Here is a 20,765-nt window from a genome sequence, read left to right as displayed (position 1 = left end):
AGTTTTTATTCGATGGAAGTAAATGGTTGGGCATGAGATTTTCTGCCTGTGATCAAAACACAGGAAAACCATGTTTTTTAACACTCACCTCAAACCGATCCTGCCCGGGCTTGCCGTGACCATCTTGGTCGCACTTGCCGCCAAGCTGGCCGAACATGCCGAGCGTGTGTTGTTCGGGCGTGGCTGGGTGGAAAGTCTGGTCTTTGCCATTCTGATCGGGGTGGTGGTGCGATCGGTGTTTGGATTGGCGCCGCGCTATTTTGCCGGGGTGCGGTTTTGTGCCAAGACGGTGCTTGAAATCGCCATTGTGTTGCTGGGGGCGTCGATCAGCGCGCAGGCCATCGGATCGGCCGGGGGCGGGTTGGTTGTGGCCATCATTCTGGTCGTCTGTATCAGCCTGTTTGTCAGCTACCATATCGGCCGCGCGCTGGGTCTTTCGAACCATCTATCGATGCTCGTCGCGTGCGGCAATTCGATCTGTGGCAATTCGGCAATTGCGGCAACCGCGCCGGTGATTGAGGCGCAATCAGATGATGTGGCGGCCTCGATCTCATTTACCGCCGTTCTGGGTGTATTGTTTGTTTTCGTCTTGCCGATGCTTCAAGCCGGGCTTGGATTATCGGCAACCCAATACGGGATTTTTTCAGGCCTTACCGTCTATGCCGTGCCACAGGTTCTGGCGGCAACCGCCCCGGCCGGCACCCTTGCGGTTCAGGTTGGTACACTGGTCAAGCTGATCCGGGTTCTGATGCTGGGGCCGGTGATCTTTGCGCTGGCTGTGATTGGCGGTCGGGCACGTGAAACCAAGCTTCCGATTGCGCAGGTCGTGCCGTGGTTCATCATCGGCTTTATCGCCATGATGGTGGCCTGTTCGTTTGACTTGATCCCGGATGTTGCGCGCGCGCCGATCAAAACGACCTCGTCCTTCCTGACCATCCTTGCGATGGCCGCTTTGGGATTGAGTGTTGATATCCGCAATGTCCTGCATGTTGGCGGGCGGGTGGTGATGGCGGCCCTGTTGTCCCTGATGTTTCTCTGTGCCCTTTCGGGGGTGGTGCTTGTGGTTCTGGCATAAAAAATGCCCGCTGCCCAAATGGGGAAGCAGCGGGCAAGGGGGAAGAAGCCGCACATGCGCCGGATAAGCTGGCAGCTTCTTATGGCGTTTCGCTGGGGGTGGACACCATGGGAGGAGATGTCGGAAACGAAACGCCCGGGTAGATCCAGGATCGAAAAGCCTTGGCTTTGCTAATCCGTGATCGGTGCCTTTTCTTCATGCGCCTTCAGCGCATTCCATTCATCGTCGCTAAAGATGCGTGATCGGGTCAGGAAGCGTTTGCCCTCTGGTCCTTCAAGCGAAAACATGCCGCCGCGCCCATCGACCACATCAATGATCAATTGGGTATGACGCCAATATTCGAACTGTGCGCGCCCGATATAAAACGGGCTGCCTTCAATCTCGCCCAGCAACACGTCCTGATCACCGGTTTTGAATTCCCCATCCGGAAAGCACATCGGCGCACTGCCATCGCAGCAGCCCCCGGACTGATGAAACATCACCGGCCCGTGGATATCCTTAAGTTTCCTGATCAGTTCAATCGCGGCATCTGTCGCAACCACCCTGTCAGGCGCGTTTTCTGATCCAGTCAATGTCACCTCCTTCTTTGCGAAAGGCGACCGGACGCAAGGTTGGCCTCGCGTCCGGCTGTGAAGAGGATCGGATCAGAAGAAGCCCATCGGTTTCGGATCGTAGGAAACCAGAAGGTTCTTGGTCTGCTGATAATGGTTCAGCATCATCTTGTGGTTTTCACGCCCGATGCCCGATTGCTTGTAACCGCCAAAGGCCGCATGCGCCGGATAGAGGTGATAGCAGTTGGTCCACACACGACCGGCCTTGATGTCGCGGCCAAAGCGATAGGACCGGTTGGCATCACGGGTCCAGACACCAGCCCCAAGGCCATATAGCGTGTCATTGGCGATATGCAGCGCCTCGGCATCGTCCTTGAACGTGGTGGCCGATACGACCGGGCCAAAGATTTCCTCCTGGAAAATCCGCATGCGGTTATGGCCCTTGAAGATGGTCGGCTGGATATAGAAACCATCGGAAAGATCGCCACCCAGATCGGCCTTGTCACCGCCACACAGGACTTCGGCACCTTCCTGTTTGCCGATATCCAGATAGGACATGATTTTTTCCATCTGTTCGGTCGAGGCCTGCGCACCCATCATGGTGTCGGTATCAAGCGGGTTGCCCTGTTTGATGTTGGCAATACGCGACAACACGCTATCCATGAACTTGTCATAGATGCTTTCCTGAATGATCGCGCGCGACGGGCAGGTGCAAACTTCCCCCTGGTTAAGGGCAAACATCGCCATGCCTTCGGCGGCTTTCTGACGGAAATCATCATCCGCCGCCATGATGTCTTCAAAGAAGATGTTCGGCGACTTGCCACCAAGTTCCAAGGTGACCGGAATGATGTTTTCCGATGCATATTGCATGATCAGGCGACCGGTGGTGGTTTCCCCCGTAAAGGCGACCTTGGCCACACGGTTGCTTTGTGCCAGCGGCTTGCCGGCTTCCACGCCGAAGCCCTGCACAACGTTGACCACACCCGCCGGGATCAGATCGGAAATCAGTTCCATCAGAACACAGATCGATGCCGGGGTCTGTTCGGCCGGTTTCAAAACAACACAATTCCCCGCGGCAAGGGCCGGGGCCAGTTTCCAGACCGCCATCAGGATCGGGAAGTTCCATGGAATGATCTGGCCGACCACGCCAAGTGGTTCGTGGAAGTGATAGGCAACCGTGTTGTCATCAATCTCGCCAATCGAGCCTTCCTGCGCACGAATGGCACCGGCGAAATAACGGAAATGGTCAATGGCGAGCGGAATGTCGGCTGCCAGCGTTTCACGCACGGCCTTGCCATTGTCCCAGGTTTCGGCGACGGCCAGCATTTCAAGATTGGTTTCCATACGATCAGCAATCTTGTTGAGCATGTTGGCCCGTTCCGTGACCGAGGTCTTGCCCCAGGCCGGGAAGGCGGCATGTGCGGCATCAAGTGCCTTTTCAATGTCTGCAGAGCTGGATCGTGCAACTTCGCAGAACGGCTTGCCATTCACCGGCGAGACATTTTCAAAATACTGACCCTTGGCAGGGGCCACCCATTCACCGCCAATGAAGTTTTCATAACGGCTTTTGAAGCTGACCTTGCTGCCAGAGTCATTTGGATTCTTGTAGATCATTTGGGTTCCTCCGAGATAACGGGCGATTTGCCGCCCGCATTTTTGATTATGACGATCCGTTACCCGCAAAGGTCGTGCCACTTGCCGATTTCGATAGCGGTTTGTCAGAAAGAACCTGTTTTTCAGATGGTTGCGCGTTTCCCGTTGAACCGGGTGTTTTGTGCCATCGGCATGACTGGAACAGGGCGATTGGCACAAAATGTTCCAAAAATGGAACACTCGCGGTTTTGCCGGATTTGGCGGGCGAAACTGTTTGGCGTGGGGGACGTCAAATGTGTTACGATTTGGCCTGTGATCGGCTGTGGCAAAAGTCACGCACCGGAAAAATCCGGGCCAAAACAATGGCAAAAACACCGACACAAGGGAGATAGCGTCTATGTCAGGAAACATTCCCGGCGGACGGATAGAAGCAGCCCTGCAGCTGAGCGGCGGGGCGCAAAATCGTGCGGTGCTTGAAAGCTGGCAACGGTGTGAACAACGCTTTGGTCTGGCTCATGACACCCTGCGCCGTCCCGAAGTCATGCCCGAAAGCCAGACCCGGCAATTGCGTGATCGCAACGGGCGGCTTTATCACCATGCCCATGACCTTGTGCGTACGCTGTATCGCAAGATCGATGCATCCGGCTATGCGGTGTTTCTGACCGATAATAGCGGTGTGATCCTTGACAGTGTTGCGGCCCATTCGCTTTTGCCGTCGTTTCGCACCAACGGCCTTTTGCCCGGCGCGGTCTGGAGCGAGGAACGCGAAGGTACCAATGGCATTGGCACCTGCATCGTCGAAGGTCGTCCGATCACCATCCACAAGGACGAACATTTCCTGGCACAGCATTCGGTTCTGACCTGTACAGCCGCCCCGGTATTTGATCCCGATGGCAAGGTGTGCTCGGTCCTGGATGTGTCGGCTGTGCGCGAAGATATCAAACGCCCCGATTGCCTGCGCGTGCGCGGCATGGTGGCCGATTACGCCGATGCGCTTGAACGTATCCTGTTTTTTGATGAGCGTGCCGGTGATGTGATTGTTCATCTACATCCCGATGCCCGCCATGTCGGATCAACCCGTGATGCGATGATTTCGATTGCGCCAGATGGCACAATCAGCGGGGCGACATCGACCGCGCGGCGCATTCTGGCGGCGTGCGACAATTCCGCCGACATCGCCGATATGTTCGAGATGGATGTAGACAACCTGATTGCCAAACTGGCAAGCCCGGACGGGCAGGGCACCTCGGCAACCCCGCTTAATATCGCGGGCGGCGGGGTTTTGTTTGGCAGTGTCACCATCCCGCAACGCATGCGCCGCCGTTATGTCGGGCGCTCAACACCGGTGGCGCGCAAGGCGCCATCCCTGCCAGCCCGACGCACGACCGACATCCCGGACAAGGACGCCGCCCTTCGGCGTATTTTTGAAATCGGAACGCGGCTTCATGCGCGCGATATCAATGTTCTGATGTCGGGTGAAACCGGCAGCGGCAAGGAATATCTGGCCCGTCATATTCATGATGCCACCCTTGGTAAATCAAAGGCGTTTGTGGCGATCAACTGTGCCGCCCTTCCCGAAGGACTGATTGAAAACGAACTGTTTGGTCATGCCGGTGGCGCCTTTACCGGCGCGGCACGCGATGGTTTTGGCGGTCGTATTCGCGAGGCCAATGGCGGCACGCTGTTTCTCGATGAAATCGGCGATATGCCGCTGGCCGCCCAAGGCCGATTGCTGCGTGTTCTTGAAAGCCGCACGGTCGAGCCGCTTGGCAGTACAAAGTCCGTGCCGGTCGATTTCCGCCTGATCTGTGCGAGTAATGTCGATCTGAATGCGGCGGTGGCCGAGGGAAAATTCCGCGAAGACCTGCTTTATCGCATCAAGGGCGCGCGCCTTGCGGTGCCGCCGTTACGCGAACGCAGTGATCTGGCTGATCTGATCAAACGGCTTTTGGCGGCGTTGTCCGATGAATATGTCGCATGCAGTGATGATGTTCTGGCACTTTTGACGGCTCACCGCTGGCCGGGCAATGTGCGCGAATTGATCAATGTTTTGCAATATGCCGCCGTCTTTGCCGAAGACGGGGTGATTGAGCCCCATCATCTTCCCGATGATTTCGTTGCGATGCAGGATACTGCACCGCCGCCATCGCCGGGTCAGACCATCGCACGGGCAGAGGCAGACGCCCTGCGCCAAGTCCTTGATGATCAGCAATGGCACATCAGCAACACCGCCAAGGCGCTGGGCATTGGGCGCAACACGCTTTATCGCCGGATGGCGCGGCTTGGGATCAATCGACGTTAAAAAACGTCGAATAACCCGGCTTTTGCGAATGTTTTCATTGTAGGGCACGCCGTTATTGTTTTAAGTAACGGCAGGGCTTTACAGGATATTTTCATGTGTGGAATTGCCGGTTTATGGCTGTCTGAACAAGCTGATGCAACGCGCTTAGGCGATCGTGTGTCGCGCATGAATGATGCGCTGTATCACCGTGGCCCGGATGGCGGTGATGTCTGGCTTGATGAGCAAGAAGGAATTGCCCTCGGGCAGCGCCGCCTTGCCATTATTGATCTTTCCGATGCCGGCAAACAGCCGATGCATTCCGCCAATGGCCGTTATGTCATGGTCTATAATGGCGAAATCTATAACGCCCCGGAATTGCGTGAAAAGCTGGCCTCGGCCAACATCACGTGGCGCGGCCATTCCGATACCGAAGTCATTCTTGAATGCATTGCCCATTGGGGCCTGCGCGATACCATCAAGCGCCTGATTGGCATGTTTGCCATCGCCCTTTGGGATCGACAGAAAAAGAAGCTGTTTCTTGTGCGTGATCGGCTGGGCATCAAGCCGCTTTACTGGTCGCGCTATGACGGCCATATCGGTTTCGCGTCCGAAGTCAAAGGGCTTCTGGCAGGCGATGCGATTTCGCGCGAGGTCAACCAGACCGGCCTTGATGCCTATTTGCGCTTTGGCTATGTGCCATCCGGGCTTTCGATCTATGCCCATGCCAAGATGCTCAAACCCGGCCATATCCTTGAAATTTCATCGCATGATCAGGCGACCGAAAACGCCTATTGGTCGGTCGAAGATGCGGTCCTGAACGGTCAGACACATGCCTGGAGCGGCGATGATCAAAGTGCGATTGACGCGCTTGAAGATTTGCTGCGTGATGCGGTGCAACGCCGCATGGTGGCCGATGTGCCGTTAGGCGCGTTTTTATCCGGCGGGATTGATTCATCAACCGTCGTTGCCCTGATGCAGTCGGTGTCAGACCGGCCGGTCAAGACATTCTCTGTCGGGTTCGAGGACGAGGCCTTTAACGAGGCCGCCTTCGCCGGTGAAGTCGCCAAGCACCTCAAGACCGACCATACCGAACTTTATGTCACGCCAAAGGATGCGCTTGATCTGGTGCCGAAGCTTTCGGAAACCTATGACGAGCCGTTCTTTGACAGTTCTGCCATTCCAACCTATCTGATCTCGGCCCTGACCCGCAAACACGTTACCGTGGCCTTGTCTGGCGATGGCGGGGATGAGACTTTTGGCGGTTATAATCGCTATTTGTGGGCCAAGCAGCTCAGTCGCGCGGCCGGCAGCATTCCATTTGGCAGCGGGCTTGTATCGCGTGGGCTTACCATGCTGTCGCCCGACCATTGGGATAAGCTTGTTGGCCTGATGCCGGGCAAGAAGTCGACCAGCGCGATTGGCGATAAAATCCACAAGGCCGCACCACTTTTGGCGATCCGTGATGATATTGATCGTTATCATGCGCTGATTTCGCTGTTTGATCCTGACAAGTTGCGCGGCAAGCACGCATCGAGCAAGAAATTCCGGGTGCCGGGCGAGAAGTTCTGTCGTAACCGTCATCTTGATTACGTGTCCTCCATGCAGGCCATGGATACGATGATGTATATGGTCGATGATGTGCTGACCAAGGTGGACCGGGCATCGATGGCCAATTCACTTGAAGTGCGCGTGCCGTTTATTGATCACCGGGTGATCGAGTTTGGCTGGCGTTTGCCCGCAAGGCTTAAGATGAATGGATCGGTCGGCAAATATGCCCTGCGTCAGATCCTGTATAAATATGTCCCGCGCGAAATGATTGACCGGCCGAAAACCGGCTTTGGCGTGCCGCTGGCCCAATGGCTGCGCGGGCCGCTTCATGAATGGATGGGGGACCATCTGGCCAATGAAGCGATTTATGCCGATTTCGGTCTGGATCGTCGCCAGATCGAAAAGCTTCGGTCCGAGCATATGTCAGGCAAGCGCAATTGGGGCCATCAGCTTTGGACGATTGCCATGCTGTCTGACTGGCAGAAACGCTGGCTGGCCTGATCTGCTCTTACATCTTCTCTTACATCTTGCGTGTTGCGCATTCTTTGAGCCCCGTCTGGACCTCAGGCGGGGTTTTTCATTTTCGTTCACGAATGAATGTTTTCTTTCCTGTGGTTGATTCGGGTTTATCAGGTATAAGTGAAGCATGTGCGTGCAAGTGACGCATGGCTGTGTCGAATAAATGTCACAATTCGAAACTTGAAAATTTTCGAAAATGAACTATTTTGAAGCTTAACGAGTTTTCCTTCTGTGATGAGAGGCCCCGATGGCTGGCACTTCAAACTATGATCTGATCATTATTGGCGGCGGCATTAACGGTGCCGGGATCGCACGCGATGCTGCGGGCCGGGGCCTTAAAGTGTTGCTGTGTGAAAAGGATGATCTGGCCAGTGCTACCTCGTCGGCCAGTACCAAGCTGATCCATGGCGGATTGCGCTATCTGGAGCATTACGAATTCCGTCTGGTGCGCGAAGCGCTGACCGAACGCGAAGTATTGCTCGATAATGCGCCGCATATCATCTGGCCGCTGCGCTTTGTCCTGCCACATCGCAACGATCTGCGTCCGGCCTGGATGATCCGTCTTGGTCTGTTCCTGTATGACCATCTTGGCGGGCGTAAAAAGCTTCCGGCGTCCGAGGGCATTTCATTTGCCAAGCACGTATCCGGTGCGCCGCTGCGTGACGAAATGACAAAGGGCTTTGTCTATTCCGATTGCTGGGTCGATGATGCGCGGCTTGTTGTCCTGAACGCCATGGACGCAAAGGACATGGGGGCCGAGATTTTGACCCGCACCGAATGTGTCGGGGCCAGCCGATTAAATGATGTTTGGAACGTGACGCTGCGCGATCAGGAAACCGGCGAAAACCGTTCGGTATCAGGCCGCATGCTGATCAATGCCGCCGGGCCGTGGTGTGCCGATCTGATCAATCCGGAAAGCGGTGTGGTTAAATCCGACACCAAGGCCAACATCCGTCTGGTCAAGGGCAGCCATATTGTCGTACCCAAGATGTTCGATCATGATTTTTGCTATATCTTCCAGAACGGCGATGGCCGCATTGTCTTTGCCATTCCCTATCAGGATGACTTCACCTTGATCGGCACCACCGATGTTGATTTCAAGGGCGACCCGGCCAAGGTCAAGATTGATCAGGACGAAATCGATTACCTGTGCAAACTTGCCAGCGGCTATTTTAAAAAATCCATCACGTCTAATGATGTCGTCTGGACCTATTCCGGCGTGCGGCCGCTTTATGCCGGTGAGGGCGCGGAAGCGAACGCCTCCAAGGTGTCGCGTGATTACACCCTTAAACTGGAAGCCAACGGTGATCAGGCACCGGCACTGCATGTGTTTGGCGGTAAAATCACCACCTATCGCAAGCTTGCCGAACACGCGCTTCAGATCATCTCAAAGGAACTGGGCACAAAGGACACCCCGTGGACAGCAAATGCCGTGCTGCCGGGTGGGGATTTCCCCAATGCATCCTATGAGGCGGCCTTTGCCGATTATGCCGCGCGCTATGACTGGATGGATGCGGTGATGCTCAAACGTCTGCTGCGCGCTTATGGTACGCGGATCGACCAGATTGTTGGTGATGCCAAAAGTGTCGGTGATCTTGGCAAATGTTATGGTCATGACCTCTATGAGGCAGAGGTCCGCTATCTGATTGATAACGAATGGGTGCGTGATCTTGATGACCTGATCTGGCGTCGTTCCAAGCTTGGTCTGCGGTTGTCTGGCGATCAGGTTGCGGTCCTGCGCGAACGTTTGGCACAGGAAAAGCCAGACCATCAATCGGTTGCTGCCGAATAAGCCATTGATCGCCCGCAAACTGTTGGGCGTGATCACCGGATCGTTTGTCGGGCGCGGCAATGGGCTGGGCTCGGCTGGTGGAATGTCTGCCACCTCACAGTTTGGCAAGGGGCTGAACATCCGATTGGGTTTAGTCCCCAAACTGCGCTATGGTCGGTTTGTTTTCAACCGATTACCTCGACCGGTGCCCAATGCCACCCATCCTGAAATCCATCCTTGCAAGCGTGTTCTTGCTCCTTATGACCAACTCGGCAGCATGGGCGGCGGACGACGCGCCTTCGCTTGATACCTGGTCGATGGCCATCGGTCTGGTTGGCGGGTTGGCCCTGTTTTTATACGGGATGGATCATCTTGCCGGCGCGCTTAAAACCCTTGCCGGGGCCAGGCTGCGCCGCGTTTTGTCTGGCATGACGCGCAATCGTATTTGGGCGGCAGTTTCGGGCGCGGTCATTACCGGGTTGGTACAATCTTCAAGTGTCACCACCGTGCTGGTGGTCGGCTTTGTATCCGCCGGACTGATGCCGTTTGCGCAATCGATTGCCGTGATCATGGGCGCCAATGTCGGCAGTACGCTGACTGCGCAAATCATCGCCTTTCGGATTGATGCCATCGCCCCGCTTGTCATCGCGATTGGCTTTGCCATGACGATGCTGGCCGATCGCAAGCGGTTTACGCTGATCGGCAAGGCAGTGCTCGGCATGGGGATGCTGTTCTTTGGCATGGGCATGATGAGTGACGCCATGGAACCGCTTAGGACCTATGGCCCGTTCATCGATGTGATGGGTCAGATGCGCAATCCGTTTCTTGCGATGCTGGTGGCGGCGGCGTTCACTGCGCTGGTGCAATCAAGTGCGGCGACGATGGGGATTGTCATTGTTCTGGCCGGGCAGGGGTTGGTGCCCCTTGATAGCGGTATCGCGCTTATTTTCGGGGCCAATATCGGTACCTGTGTCACGGCCCTTCTGGTGACGATTGGCAAGAACCGCGATGCGTTGCGAACCGCCCTTGGTCATATCCTGTTTAATGTGGTCGGGGTTTTGATCTGGCTGCCGTTTATTGATCATCTGGTGACGCTTGTGGAGTTCATCACCACCGGGCGCACCGCCGAGACCGTCGATATCGCGCGTGAAATTGCCAACGCGCACACCATTTTCAACGTCGCCAACGTCATCCTGATGATCGGCTTTGTGCCCGCAATAGCACGCCTGATTGAAAAGCTGGTTCCGGCCGAAATCGATACCGAACCGCGCCTGAGCCCGGAGCCGAAATACGTCATCCACGAACTGACCATTGCCCCGGCAGCAGCGCTTAGTTTGTTGCGCAATGAAGTCATGCATATGGGCGATGTGGTGATTGATGTCGTGCGGCGCGGGCGTGAAAACCTGCGCAACCCGACACGGCCGAAGCTTAAAAAGCTTGGTGAACTGGATGACGGGGTCGACAGCCTGCAGGATGCGATTGCGCTGTTTGCCGCAAAGCTGCCGCGTGCGGAACTGCTGGCAGCGGACCTTAACCGCATGCAGAACGAGCTTGCGGTCAGCAACCATCTTGAAGCCATCGGTGACCTGATCAGCGAGGAAATGGTCAAGCTGGTCGGCGAGTGGCTTGATATTCGCCACATGCCATCAGACGAAAACCGCCAGAAAATGGCAGAGCTTTACGAGATCGCCGAAGATTGCCTGAAACAGGCGATGACCGCCTTTTCGGCCGAGGATCTGGAGGCCGCCAACCGTGTGCTTAGTCGCAAGGCGGATTTTACCACGAAGCTTGATACGACCCTTCGCAAGGTCAGCGATGAAATCGGCCCGCGCGATCTTGATATTCGCCGTTACCGGATTGAGGTCGCGATGGTCGAACGCATCAACCGCCTGTATGAGCGCGCGCGCCGTATTGCCCATGCGACCATCGCAATTAAAAATCAGCAGGAACCAGCGCCAACGGAACAAAACGCGGCATCGACCATCGCCGATGCCATGTAATGTTCTGGTGCCTTAACGGTCGGCAGGCGGGGTATTGATGTCCTTTTGCATCACCGTGACGTCGCAGGCGCGATAGCCAAGATGGCGATAGAAATCCTGTGTTGCATGGTTGTCCGCACGCACCATCAATTGCATCCGCCAGACACCCTGTTCGCGCAGCCAGTTCTCCCCGACCTCCATCAGGCGGCGACCCAGTCCTGATTTCTGCAAACTTGGTGTGACGGCCATATAATAGACCCAGCCGCGATGCCCATCATGACCCGCCATGATGGAGCCGACAATGTTATCGCTGTTATCTTCCCAGACGAAAAGGGTGGCTTCGCTGCTTTCAAGCGCGAAACGCACATCCCATTCTGGCGGATTGTACGGACGATAAAGCCCGGTTTCCTGCCAAAGGGCTGTCAGTGCGGGGATATCATCAAGGGTGGCAGTTCTGGGCTGGGACTTTGGGGCGTTGGTCGTCATGGTGCTTCTTTCATGGGGCAGTTTATAGAAGCGCGTAACAATGCTTGGATTACGCAAGGCCGTCAAACCCAATTGAGTGACAAGCCGATGAAGTTAAACGCCAAAACGCAAAGCGCCCCCAAGGGGAGCCTTGGGGGCGCAGGCGGGTCCGGGGTATCGGTTGGGATGGGGGAAGTCCCCGGACCGGGGAAGGTCAGGTTTTGATGGACCGATCAGCTGATCGGGCGACCGGTCACGCTGCTCAGTTCCATTTCGCGGACGATTTCACCGGCCTGGTTGGTGACGGTGGCGGTATAAGTGCCACGCGGGGTTTCGGTAATGTCACCCAGTTTGAGTTCACCATTGCCAAACCGGATCACCATCGCATTGGCCAGAAGCGTCATCTGATCGGCGGTGAATTTGCGATCAAAACGTGCAGCCTTGTCTTTGTTCGGTTTGCCGATCAGTTTGCGCAGGTCATGGCGGGTGCCGCGATCCATGCGACCGGTTTTTTCATCAAATTTCAGAACCTCGACCACATCACCACTGGCATTCAGCAAGACTACATCAATCTTGCCTGCCTGTTCGGATGCCTTGGCATCACCGGTCTTGAGGTTGGGTTCACCCATTTTCAAAAGCATCGCATCAACCAGCGTGCGGGCTTCATCAATGGTCAAGGGAACGGCGCGTGCGCGGCCTTCGCCATGGAACATGCCGCCTTTGCCGTGTTTGCCATGTTCGCCGTATTCACCGTGTTCACCCCGCATATATTCGCCTTTATGTTCGCGTTCGCCCGGCGATGCATAAGTCGCTGCAAACGGGGTTGCGATCATGGTGGTGGCAATCAGGGCCGCGGCAAGTTTAAGGGTGGTTTTGCGTTTCATCGGGGACCTCATCAGGTTTGTGGGGGATCAATGTGTTGAAGCCCGTTATCGCCTATGATTGTCGCGAAATGATCCCGGCGAACGGGCAAAATGGTCGCAAGCTTTGCCAAAAGGCCGTTTTGCGACAATCTGATACAAATTGCCGTTTCTGCCGGAACTGACGACGCGTTAGGTTAGGCTTCACAAACGATTTTGATTTCAGGACCGCATATGAGCGACCAGCCCCACATTCTTGTTGTCGATGACCATCGTGATATCCGTGACCTTTTGGGGCGGTATCTGCGTCAGCATGAATATCGCGTGACACTGGCATCTGACGGGCGCGAGCTGCGCAAACTGATGGCGGATAACATCGCACCCGACCTGATCGTGCTGGATCTGATGATGCCGGGCGAGGACGGGCTGAGTTTATGTCGCTGGCTGCGCGAAAACTATGATGTGCCGGTTGTGATGCTGACCGCCCTTGGCGAGGAAACCGATCGTATCATCGGTCTTGAAATGGGCGCGGATGATTATCTGGCCAAGCCGTTCAATCCGCGCGAGTTGCTGGCGCGGATCAAGGCCGTGATGCGGCGTGCGCAAAGTCTTCCGGTGGGGCGCAAGGGGCCGCTTCCGGGCGGGCAGGTGCATTTTGATCGCTGGGTGCTGGATCGCACGCGCCATGAATTGCGCGATGCCAATGATGTGGTCGTGCCGCTTAGTGCCGGGGAATATGGCCTGCTTTGTGCCTTTGTCGAACATCCCAACATGGTGCTTAACCGCGATCAGTTGCTTGACCTGACCCGTGGGCGCGAAGCCGTGCCGTTTGATCGCAGCATCGATAATCAGGTCAGCCGCCTGCGCAAAAAGATCGAACATGATGCCAAGAACCCGACCCTGATCAAGACCGTCTGGGGCGGGGGATACATGTTCACCTGCGAGGTGACCGAGAAATGACCAAGCGCCGCCTGATCAAACGCCTTTGGCCGCAAAGTCTGACCGCGCAGCTTGTCTGTTTGCTGTTGGGCGCGATCATCCTGACCCACATCGTCCTTGGCGTCATGCTGGCCGAGGAACGCCGGGATGCGGTGGCGTCTGAGCGGCGCGGCTATGCCCTGTCACGGGTGGCGGCAATTTCACGCATTCTGACAACAACCCCGCGTGATAACTGGGCCGATGTGTTGCGCGTGGCGCAATCACCACAGAACCGCCTGCGACTGGTGCCGGAAAGTGATGTGGTTTCCGGTGACGGATTTACCTCGGACACGCTGACCCAGCGTTTGAACGAGGCACTGGACCTTGAAACCGGGGTTCCGGCGCGGGTTGAAATCCTGTCCGAGGATGAATGCTGGACGGAACGTAAAACACTTCGGCGTGAAAAGGATGCGTTTCTGGAACGTGACCGCATGGAACGATCCGGCCACGACGATGACCATCATGATCGCGATGATGACCGTGATGATGATCGCCGCGCCCCTTGGTCGTTGCGCTACCTTGACCGGTTTGATTGCGATACCTCGCCGGTGATGCGCCTTGTTGTGCCGATCAGGATCCTTGGTCCGGACGGGGAGACAGCCGGCGCAGCGCCCGATGTCTGGCTGGAAGCCATGATCGGCGGGGTGGTGTCGCCACCGTGGTTTGTGTTCGACAACCTTTTACGTGTTCTGGCATCCGGCCTTGTCATTGCCGTGATTGCCTTCTTCCTGGCGCGCCGGATTTCCCGGTCGTGGGACGTTTTGACACGGGCAGCCGATCGTGTCGGGCGGGGGGATTATCCCGAACCGGTGCCTGAAACCGGTCCGATTGAAATCAGACGCGCCACAAGGGCCTTTAACCGGATGACCGCGCGCCTCAAACGCTTTGTCGAGGACCGCACAAGGATGCTGGCCGCCATTTCGCATGATCTGCGCACCCCGATCACGTCGCTTCGGCTGCGTGCCGAATTTGTCGATGATCCGGAAAACCGTGCGCGCATCATCGAAACCCTTGATGAGATGGAACAGATGGTCGAAGCGGCGATGACCTTTGCCCGCGAAGAAACCGCGAATGAGGAAACCCGCAAGATCGATCTGACCGCCCTTGTTGAATCCGCGGTCGAGGATCTGGCAGAAACCGGACGGCCAATCAGATATATTGGCGAGGTCGACACGCGCGTTTATCCGTGCCGCCCGCTTTCAATCAAACGGGCCTTTGGCAATCTGGTGTCCAACGCCCTTAACTTCGGCGATACGGTCGAGGTCGCGGTGCGCGATGCCGATGACGGCGGCCTGTGGATCGAAATTGCCGATGACGGGCCGGGGATACCGGTCGAACAGCGCGAACAGGTGTTTGAACCATTCTTCAGGATTGAAGCGTCACGCAATCGTGATACCGGCGGTATTGGTCTTGGGATGGCAATCGCGCGCACAGCCGTCCGGGCGCATGGTGGCGAAATATACCTTGAAGACTCCCAGAAAGGCGGGCTTTTGGCGCGTATTTACCTGCCGCCGGCACAGCCGCAATAGCTGTGATTTCGACCAGTCCGAAGGCTTGAGATTTTTCTCCTGACACTGTGCGACAGTTTTTTGACAGTTGGGACTTGCGTTTTAGGTGACCAATAGTCATTTGTGGGCTGGAATTTCACTGTTTCCAAATCAATAATTGCTAAATTGCATTGCTGTTCTATTTAGGGTCTGGATTTGAACCAACGGCAGTGCGACAATCAAGCAGACGAACGGACGGAGCGTGCCCATGACCAATAACCAGTCTTCATCCGGCGTGGTAACCCCGCTTCCCGGAACCAATAACGCGCAAGCCGCGCGTGGCTTTGTGCGCTCTGTTAACGACTGGCTGATGGAATGTGCGCTTGATGATACCGACATCAGCGAACTTCTATCTGGCATGGCCAGCCGTCTGGTCGCATCGGGAATCCCGATTGATCGCGTTATGGTCGCGTTCAAGACCCTGCATCCGCTGTATGAAGGTGTTTCCTATATCTGGACCAAGGAAAACGGCCAGGTTGTACGCACCACCCATATGGGCGATGACGAAAAGGACCGCGATTGGGCTGAAAGCCCGATGAAATGGATGCTTGATAGCGATGTCAGCTTCATGCGCCGTCATTTGATTGGTCCAAGTGCGGTTGTCGATTTCCCGATCCTTGAAACTTTCCGCCGCCAACGGGGCACGGACTATTACGCCCTGATGACCCCGTTCGTGACCGATAGCGACAGTACGCTCAACAGCAACCGCATCTTCATGACCTATCTGACGCGGCGTCCCAGTGGCTTCTCGGACGAGGATCTTGCGATCCTGTCAGGTATTCAGCGCCGCTTTGCCGTGTCGTGCAAAATGCGCATCAACCATGAAGAAACCCGCACCATTCTGGAAACCTATCTTGGCACCGACGCCGGGCAACGTGTCCGCAATGGTCAGATCAAACTGGGCGACAGCACCAAAACCCGTGCAGTGATCTGGTTTTCGGATATGCGCAACTCGACCTCGGTTGCGACCCATGTCGGTGATGATGCGTTCCTGGGCGAAATGAATGATTTCTTTGGCGCAACTGCCGGTGCCGTGCTTAAGCACGGTGGGCAGGTTTTGCGCTATATCGGGGATGCGACGCTTGCGATTTTCCCGATTGATGAAGACGAAACCAATCTTGAAACCGCCTGTTACGCAGCGCTTTATGCCGCGGCCGAGGCCCAGTTGAACATCGATGCGCTGAATGCGCGGCGCGAAGAAGTTGGAAAACTGCCATTCGATTATGGCCTTGGCATGCATGTCGGGGAAGTGATTTACGGCAATGTCGGTGTCTCGGAACGTGTTGATTTTACCGTGGTCGGGCAGGCGGCAAACGAAGCAGCCCGCATCGAACAGCTTACCAAGCAACTTGGTCGGCGTGTTCTGGTCAGTTCGACCGTGGCCCGGTTCATTTCCTGCCCGACAGAGGAAATGGGCGCGTATGAACTTCAGGGGACGGGTGTCAGTCTTAAACTGTTTGCCCCGGATTTCTCGGAAACCTGCCACCGTATCGAGCTGATGCGCAGCGCCTGAGCCTGATCAGGCGAGGCTGTCAAAATCCTTTACCACCGAACTGGCTGACGTGCCGACCTTGGAAAAGGTTGTCTGGGCGTCACTGACGGCATCGGTCGCAGCCTTGATGATCTTGGAATAAGGGTCGACTTCCTTGGTGGCCAGCATCTGTTGCATGGCGACACCGGTGGTGGCGGATGCCATCGACATGATATTGCGCAGATAATCCGTGGAATCCTGCACCGCATAGGCGGCGGCCTGGGCAACCTTTTGATAGGCCACACCATTGGCACCGGGGATCGCACCGTTCAGAACCGCATGGTTGGTCGTGCCGACAGCCTGCACGATCTGCGGGTTCAATGCCGTGCTGAGCGGCGGGGTGCCCGGCGGATTGTCCGGGGCTGCGGGATCAGATGGGGATGCCGGTTTGTTTGCATCATCCTTGTCATCGGCCTTTTTATCGCCGTTTGCAGCGCGACCATCTTTCGCGTCCTTGGCGTCTGCGGCGTTTTTGTCGCCGTCACCATCCTTGTCGGCGGGGGACGCGGCTTTGTCCGGCTCATTGCCCTGATCTTTGTTTCCAGCTTTCGGATCTTCGTTCTGTTTTGCGTCGTCGTCTGCCATCGAAAACCTCATATGCAACGGGTCAAAAGACCGGTTTGATTATCTCTGTCGGGACGGGCCAGGAGCCATAAAATCTGCGGGCGCGTTATTCGCCGCTTTTGCCGCCGCCCATGCCACCGCCAGTACTTTCCAGGATCATACGGCAGGCGCTTGATGTGACGGCGTTGCCGATCTGCTGCAGGCCGCCTTGGGTCTGCATGGCGTTTTGCATCGACAAACTGATGGAATGTGCCATCGTCTGATACACAAGCCCCATGGCATGTGCCGGTGCTTCGCCCAGAACCTTGACGTTGTTCTGGGTCACTGCATCGGTGATTTGTGAGTTTACAGGGGTGTTGTCTGCCATTTCACGCCCTCATGTTTTGACCGTATTTGGTCCGGGCAGGACCAGACGGATCATGTGCCTAGCGGCGGGTTGCTGCCAAAATTACGAGTAGTGTCAAAAGCGCATCGCTGTTGTCGGACCGGCCGAGTTTGGCTGTTGCCTGCGCACCCGCCATGGTGTTGACGGAATAAAGCTGCATCACGCCCTGATTGGTGGCGGCTTGCGAACACATCGATGCCTGTTGCTGTGCCTGAACAGCGTTCTGGAACAGGATCGATGTTGAATGGGCCGCACTTTGGTAAATTGCACCCATCGCATTCGCAGGCGCGGAACCAAGAACACTGACCGCACTCTGGGTCACAGAGTCTGTAATCTGACCATTCACCGGGGTTGGAATTGCCATGTTATCCTCCGAAAAAGCGATCGGTCTGACCGCACATCTCTAGACGTCGCACGGACGTGATTGTGATCAATTAGAGTCTGTTGCGCTTAGCCCGCCTGGGCGGTGATCAGGGCAACAAGCTTTGACGTTGCTGTATTGGCAACCTGTTGCATGTTGCCTTGTGTCAGGGTTGCGTTTTCCATGGCAAGGCCGGTGGCATGTGAATGCGACTGCATGGCCATGGAAACCGCCTGTGCCGGGCTTTCACCCAGAATTTTGACGTTGGTCTGGGTGACAGCATCGGTAACTTGCGGGTTTACGATATCACTCATGTTACGTCCTTTGTCTGTTCGCCCTGGGCGCTGGCGGCGTAGTCAAACTTTTCCTTGTAGTCCGATCCATCCCCCATAAACATTGGGTCGGCCTGGCCAAGCCACGAACTGGTTTCGGTGTTATCTTGACCTTCACCTTTCTGATCGCCGGATTCTTGTGAATCTGCGTCTTCGAGGGACACGGTATCCGAATCCCCTGTCGCATCCAGGCCGTCGTAAGATGCTATTTCCCCTTCGTCCCAGTCTGCTGTGTCGTAAAAAAATTTGGCTTGTTGTCCTGGACCGACAGGGTGGCCTTTGCGCATTCCATGGTGGTTGCAAGGCTTGCGACCGCCTGTTGCTGCTGTTCATTGACCATGTTGGCAAACAGGATCCCCTGTGCCTGGGCCTGCGACAGATAGGTCTGCATCGCACCCATCGCCGGGCCATTGGCAATGACCGATGTGTTGGTCTGGGTGACGCTGTCGGTAATTTGTTCGTCGACTTCGTTCGGATTGCTCATTGGGGTGATCCTTATTAACTACGACGTTTCATCATTTGCAGAATGCTCTGGGTCATGGTCGTCATGCCGATCATGGCATTTTGCTTTTGGGCCGAGACCATGTTCGCCATCAGGATGTTCTGCGATTGCGCCTGACCCATCATGGATTGCAACGCGGCGAAGCCCGGACCGGCCCCCATCGTGGCAACATTGGTCTGGGCAACGCTGTCAGTGATCTGATCTGAAACCGAGCACTGATGTTCATCTTCATGGTGACTGGCGGGGTGGTGCTGGGATTTCTTGCCGTCTTGCTCAGGTGATGCCGATGGCATGTCCGTCTCCTTGTCTGGAGGAATGGGCTGGCGGAAGTGCTACGTATCGGTTTGACGCCGAGCGCGGGCATTTGTGAAAGAAAAAGCCCGGCAAGCGCATGCATGCCGGGCGGGGTTGGCGGCGAAACCAGTGGGGATGTTTAGGACACGGCCGTACCGGTCGTGGCCTTAAGAGCCGACAACAGCGAAAGCATATTGTCGGGAACGTCGCTTGCGGCGAGTTTCGAGGTCGCAACGGCCCCCGCCATGGTGTTGACAGAGTAGACCTGGATGACGCCCTGATTGGTGGCCGCCTGAGAGGAAATGCCCACCTGATGCTGGCTGCTGACAGCGTTCTCATAGAGAATGCCATGAGAATGCGCCAGCGACTGGTAAAGCGAGCCCATGGCCATTGCCGGCGCATCACCCATGACCTCGACATTGGCTTGGGTGACGGCGTCGGTAATCATACCATTGACCGGAGTGTTATCAGCCATTGTGTATCTCCTGGTTACCTAAAGAAGTGCCGGAAGGAACGTAAGGCCCCGAACCGACCCTTTCCGCATGTCCTGCGGTCAGACAGATGACGGGGGACTTGGTGTCTTGTGACGATGGGCTGGTAAAAACTTGGATTGCTTGCAGAACTGTCGCCACAATGAAAACGGGCGGTCGCAGATCAATACGACCGCCCGGTGTGATACTGGCTGGACGGGCCGAAACCCTGATCAAAATCAGTTTCTGGTTGCCTGAAGCGTCGTCAGAAGCGTCAGCATATTGTCGGGCACATCGCTTTTGGCGATCTTGGAGGTCGCAACGGCGTCAGCCATGGTGTCGACCGAATAGATCTGCAGGATGCCTTGATTGGTCGCGGCCTGCGAGGTGATGCCGTTCTGCTGCTGGGCGCTGACGGCGTTCTGATACAGGATGCCCGTCGAATGTGCGAGGGACTGGAAGATTGAACCCATCGCCATTGCCGGGGCGTCGCCCAGAACTTTCACGTTCGCCTGGGTCACGGCATCTGTGATCTGACCATTTAGCGGAGTGTTATCAGCCACTGTTTATCTCCTGTTTGCCTAGGGAAATGCTGGAAGGAAGAGATGTTCCAAACCAGCCACTTTGCGTGTGTTGCGGTCAGACAGATGACGGGGGGCTTGGCGTCTTGTGACGCAGGGCTTTGCAAAAGAACGGATTGTTTTGCAAAGCCTTGGTCAAATGAAATCGGGCGATCGCTGATGACTGCGACCGCCCGATTTGAAACTGGCTTTGGGGCCAAAGATGTTTTGAAAATCAGCCCTTGGTTGCCTGAAGAGCGGTAAGAAGCGACAGCATGTTGTCGGGTACGTCGCTTTTGGCAATTTTGGAGGTCGCAACAGAGTCTGCCATCGTGTCGACCGAATAGATCTGGATGACGCCCTGGTTGGTTGCGGCCTGCGAGGTGATGCCGATCTGCTGCTGTGCGCTGACGGCGTTTTCATAAAGAATGCCAGTGGAATGTGCGAGGGACTGGAAGATCGAGCCCATTGCCATTGCCGGGGCGTCGCCCAGAACTTTCACGTTAGCCTGGGTGACTGCATCAGTGATCTGACCATTTACCGGGGTCGGAATCGCCATTGTAAAGTCTCCTTCGTTACGCTTTGCGGTGTGCTGCTTG

The 20,765-nt window shown here is 56.0% G+C and carries 22 protein-coding genes; 8 read left to right on the top strand and 14 right to left on the bottom strand.

All coding sequences use genetic code 11. From position 1 onward, the window contains the following. The first annotated feature begins 70 nt into the window (after window positions 1-70). Complete coding sequence (locus AUQ41_RS10755) at window positions 71-1,075, top strand: YeiH family protein (RefSeq protein WP_063088418.1); 1,005 nt, start codon at window positions 71-73, stop codon at window positions 1,073-1,075. A 170-nt stretch (window positions 1,076-1,245) separates the two neighbouring features. On the opposite strand, the gene AUQ41_RS10750 is transcribed toward AUQ41_RS10755, so the two are convergent. Then, window positions 1,246-1,647 carry a DUF779 domain-containing protein gene (locus tag AUQ41_RS10750; RefSeq protein ID WP_063088417.1) on the bottom strand — a complete coding sequence of 134 codons (402 nt, stop codon included), beginning with the start codon at window positions 1,645-1,647 and terminating at the stop codon, window positions 1,246-1,248. 72 nt (window positions 1,648-1,719) lie between these two features. Continuing rightward, a complete protein-coding gene (adh, locus tag AUQ41_RS10745; protein WP_063088416.1) occupies window positions 1,720-3,240 on the bottom strand; it encodes an aldehyde dehydrogenase in 1,521 nt (506 codons plus the stop codon). Between the two features lie 376 nt (window positions 3,241-3,616). Here adh and AUQ41_RS10740 point away from each other — a divergent pair, with 376 nt between their 5' ends. From AUQ41_RS10740 to AUQ41_RS10725, 4 genes are all read left to right on the top strand, one after another. Further along, complete coding sequence (locus tag AUQ41_RS10740) at window positions 3,617-5,521, top strand: sigma-54-dependent Fis family transcriptional regulator (RefSeq protein WP_063088415.1); 1,905 nt, start codon at window positions 3,617-3,619, stop codon at window positions 5,519-5,521. Window positions 5,522-5,614: 93 nt separating this feature from the next. Beyond that, a complete protein-coding gene (asnB, locus tag AUQ41_RS10735; protein WP_063088414.1) occupies window positions 5,615-7,549 on the top strand; it encodes an asparagine synthase (glutamine-hydrolyzing) in 1,935 nt (644 codons plus the stop codon). A gap of 265 nt (window positions 7,550-7,814) precedes the next feature. Further along, complete coding sequence (glpD, locus tag AUQ41_RS10730; RefSeq protein WP_063088413.1) at window positions 7,815-9,359, top strand: glycerol-3-phosphate dehydrogenase; 1,545 nt, start codon at window positions 7,815-7,817, stop codon at window positions 9,357-9,359. Window positions 9,360-9,550: 191 nt separating this feature from the next. Next, window positions 9,551-11,338, top strand: coding sequence for a Na/Pi cotransporter family protein (locus tag AUQ41_RS10725; RefSeq protein ID WP_063088412.1), 1,788 nt, complete (start codon window positions 9,551-9,553; stop codon window positions 11,336-11,338). A 12-nt stretch (window positions 11,339-11,350) separates the two neighbouring features. Here AUQ41_RS10725 and AUQ41_RS10720 read toward each other — a convergent pair whose 3' ends face one another. Beyond that, window positions 11,351-11,803, bottom strand: coding sequence for a GNAT family acetyltransferase (locus AUQ41_RS10720; protein ID WP_063088411.1), 453 nt, complete (start codon window positions 11,801-11,803; stop codon window positions 11,351-11,353). A 212-nt stretch (window positions 11,804-12,015) separates the two neighbouring features. Then, window positions 12,016-12,666, bottom strand: coding sequence for a hypothetical protein (locus tag AUQ41_RS10710; RefSeq protein WP_063088409.1), 651 nt, complete (start codon window positions 12,664-12,666; stop codon window positions 12,016-12,018). A gap of 210 nt (window positions 12,667-12,876) precedes the next feature. On the opposite strand from AUQ41_RS10710, the gene AUQ41_RS10705 reads away from it, so the two are divergent. From AUQ41_RS10705 to AUQ41_RS10695, 3 genes are all read left to right on the top strand, one after another. Beyond that, on the top strand, window positions 12,877-13,602 hold the full coding sequence (locus AUQ41_RS10705) for a response regulator (protein ID WP_063088408.1): 726 nt from the start codon (window positions 12,877-12,879) through the stop codon (window positions 13,600-13,602). Continuing rightward, the gene (locus AUQ41_RS10700; protein ID WP_063088407.1) at window positions 13,599-15,149 is read left to right on the top strand and encodes an ATP-binding protein; all 1,551 of its coding nucleotides are present in this window, start codon (window positions 13,599-13,601) and stop codon (window positions 15,147-15,149) included. Before AUQ41_RS10705 ends, AUQ41_RS10700 begins: the two co-directional genes overlap by 4 nt. Window positions 15,150-15,375: 226 nt before the next feature. After that, on the top strand, window positions 15,376-16,680 hold the full coding sequence (locus tag AUQ41_RS10695) for an adenylate/guanylate cyclase domain-containing protein (RefSeq protein ID WP_008890478.1): 1,305 nt from the start codon (window positions 15,376-15,378) through the stop codon (window positions 16,678-16,680). 6 nt (window positions 16,681-16,686) lie between these two features. On the opposite strand, the gene AUQ41_RS10690 is transcribed toward AUQ41_RS10695, so the two are convergent. From AUQ41_RS10690 to AUQ41_RS10645, 10 genes are all read right to left on the bottom strand, one after another. After that, window positions 16,687-17,283 carry a hypothetical protein gene (locus AUQ41_RS10690; RefSeq protein ID WP_063088491.1) on the bottom strand — a complete coding sequence of 199 codons (597 nt, stop codon included), beginning with the start codon at window positions 17,281-17,283 and terminating at the stop codon, window positions 16,687-16,689. A gap of 85 nt (window positions 17,284-17,368) precedes the next feature. Beyond that, complete coding sequence (locus AUQ41_RS10685) at window positions 17,369-17,629, bottom strand: RebB family R body protein (protein WP_008890480.1); 261 nt, start codon at window positions 17,627-17,629, stop codon at window positions 17,369-17,371. A gap of 58 nt (window positions 17,630-17,687) precedes the next feature. Next, a complete protein-coding gene (locus AUQ41_RS10680; protein WP_008890481.1) occupies window positions 17,688-18,011 on the bottom strand; it encodes a RebB family R body protein in 324 nt (107 codons plus the stop codon). 86 nt (window positions 18,012-18,097) lie between these two features. Beyond that, window positions 18,098-18,322 carry a RebB family R body protein gene (locus AUQ41_RS10675; protein ID WP_008890482.1) on the bottom strand — a complete coding sequence of 75 codons (225 nt, stop codon included), beginning with the start codon at window positions 18,320-18,322 and terminating at the stop codon, window positions 18,098-18,100. Further along, window positions 18,319-18,504 carry a hypothetical protein gene (locus tag AUQ41_RS10670; RefSeq protein WP_063088406.1) on the bottom strand — a complete coding sequence of 62 codons (186 nt, stop codon included), beginning with the start codon at window positions 18,502-18,504 and terminating at the stop codon, window positions 18,319-18,321. The genes AUQ41_RS10675 and AUQ41_RS10670 overlap by 4 nt, the downstream gene beginning before the upstream one ends. A gap of 41 nt (window positions 18,505-18,545) precedes the next feature. Next, entirely contained in the window at window positions 18,546-18,824 is a 279-nt protein-coding gene (locus tag AUQ41_RS10665; protein ID WP_008890484.1) for a RebB family R body protein, read from the bottom strand. A 14-nt stretch (window positions 18,825-18,838) separates the two neighbouring features. Beyond that, entirely contained in the window at window positions 18,839-19,135 is a 297-nt protein-coding gene (locus AUQ41_RS10660) for a RebB family R body protein (protein WP_063088405.1), read from the bottom strand. Window positions 19,136-19,275: 140 nt separating this feature from the next. Next, window positions 19,276-19,611, bottom strand: coding sequence for a RebB family R body protein (locus tag AUQ41_RS10655; protein ID WP_008890486.1), 336 nt, complete (start codon window positions 19,609-19,611; stop codon window positions 19,276-19,278). A 234-nt stretch (window positions 19,612-19,845) separates the two neighbouring features. Further along, on the bottom strand, window positions 19,846-20,169 hold the full coding sequence (locus AUQ41_RS10650) for a RebB family R body protein (protein WP_008890487.1): 324 nt from the start codon (window positions 20,167-20,169) through the stop codon (window positions 19,846-19,848). A gap of 232 nt (window positions 20,170-20,401) precedes the next feature. Next, the gene (locus tag AUQ41_RS10645; RefSeq protein WP_008890488.1) at window positions 20,402-20,725 is read right to left on the bottom strand and encodes a RebB family R body protein; all 324 of its coding nucleotides are present in this window, start codon (window positions 20,723-20,725) and stop codon (window positions 20,402-20,404) included. Between the last annotated feature and the right edge of the window lie 40 nt (window positions 20,726-20,765).

This window comes from Thalassospira sp. MCCC 1A02898, from assembly GCF_001618185.1.
Classification (GTDB): domain Bacteria; phylum Pseudomonadota; class Alphaproteobacteria; order Rhodospirillales; family Thalassospiraceae; genus Thalassospira; species Thalassospira tepidiphila.
This window is presented reverse-complemented; position numbering and strand designations above follow the sequence as displayed.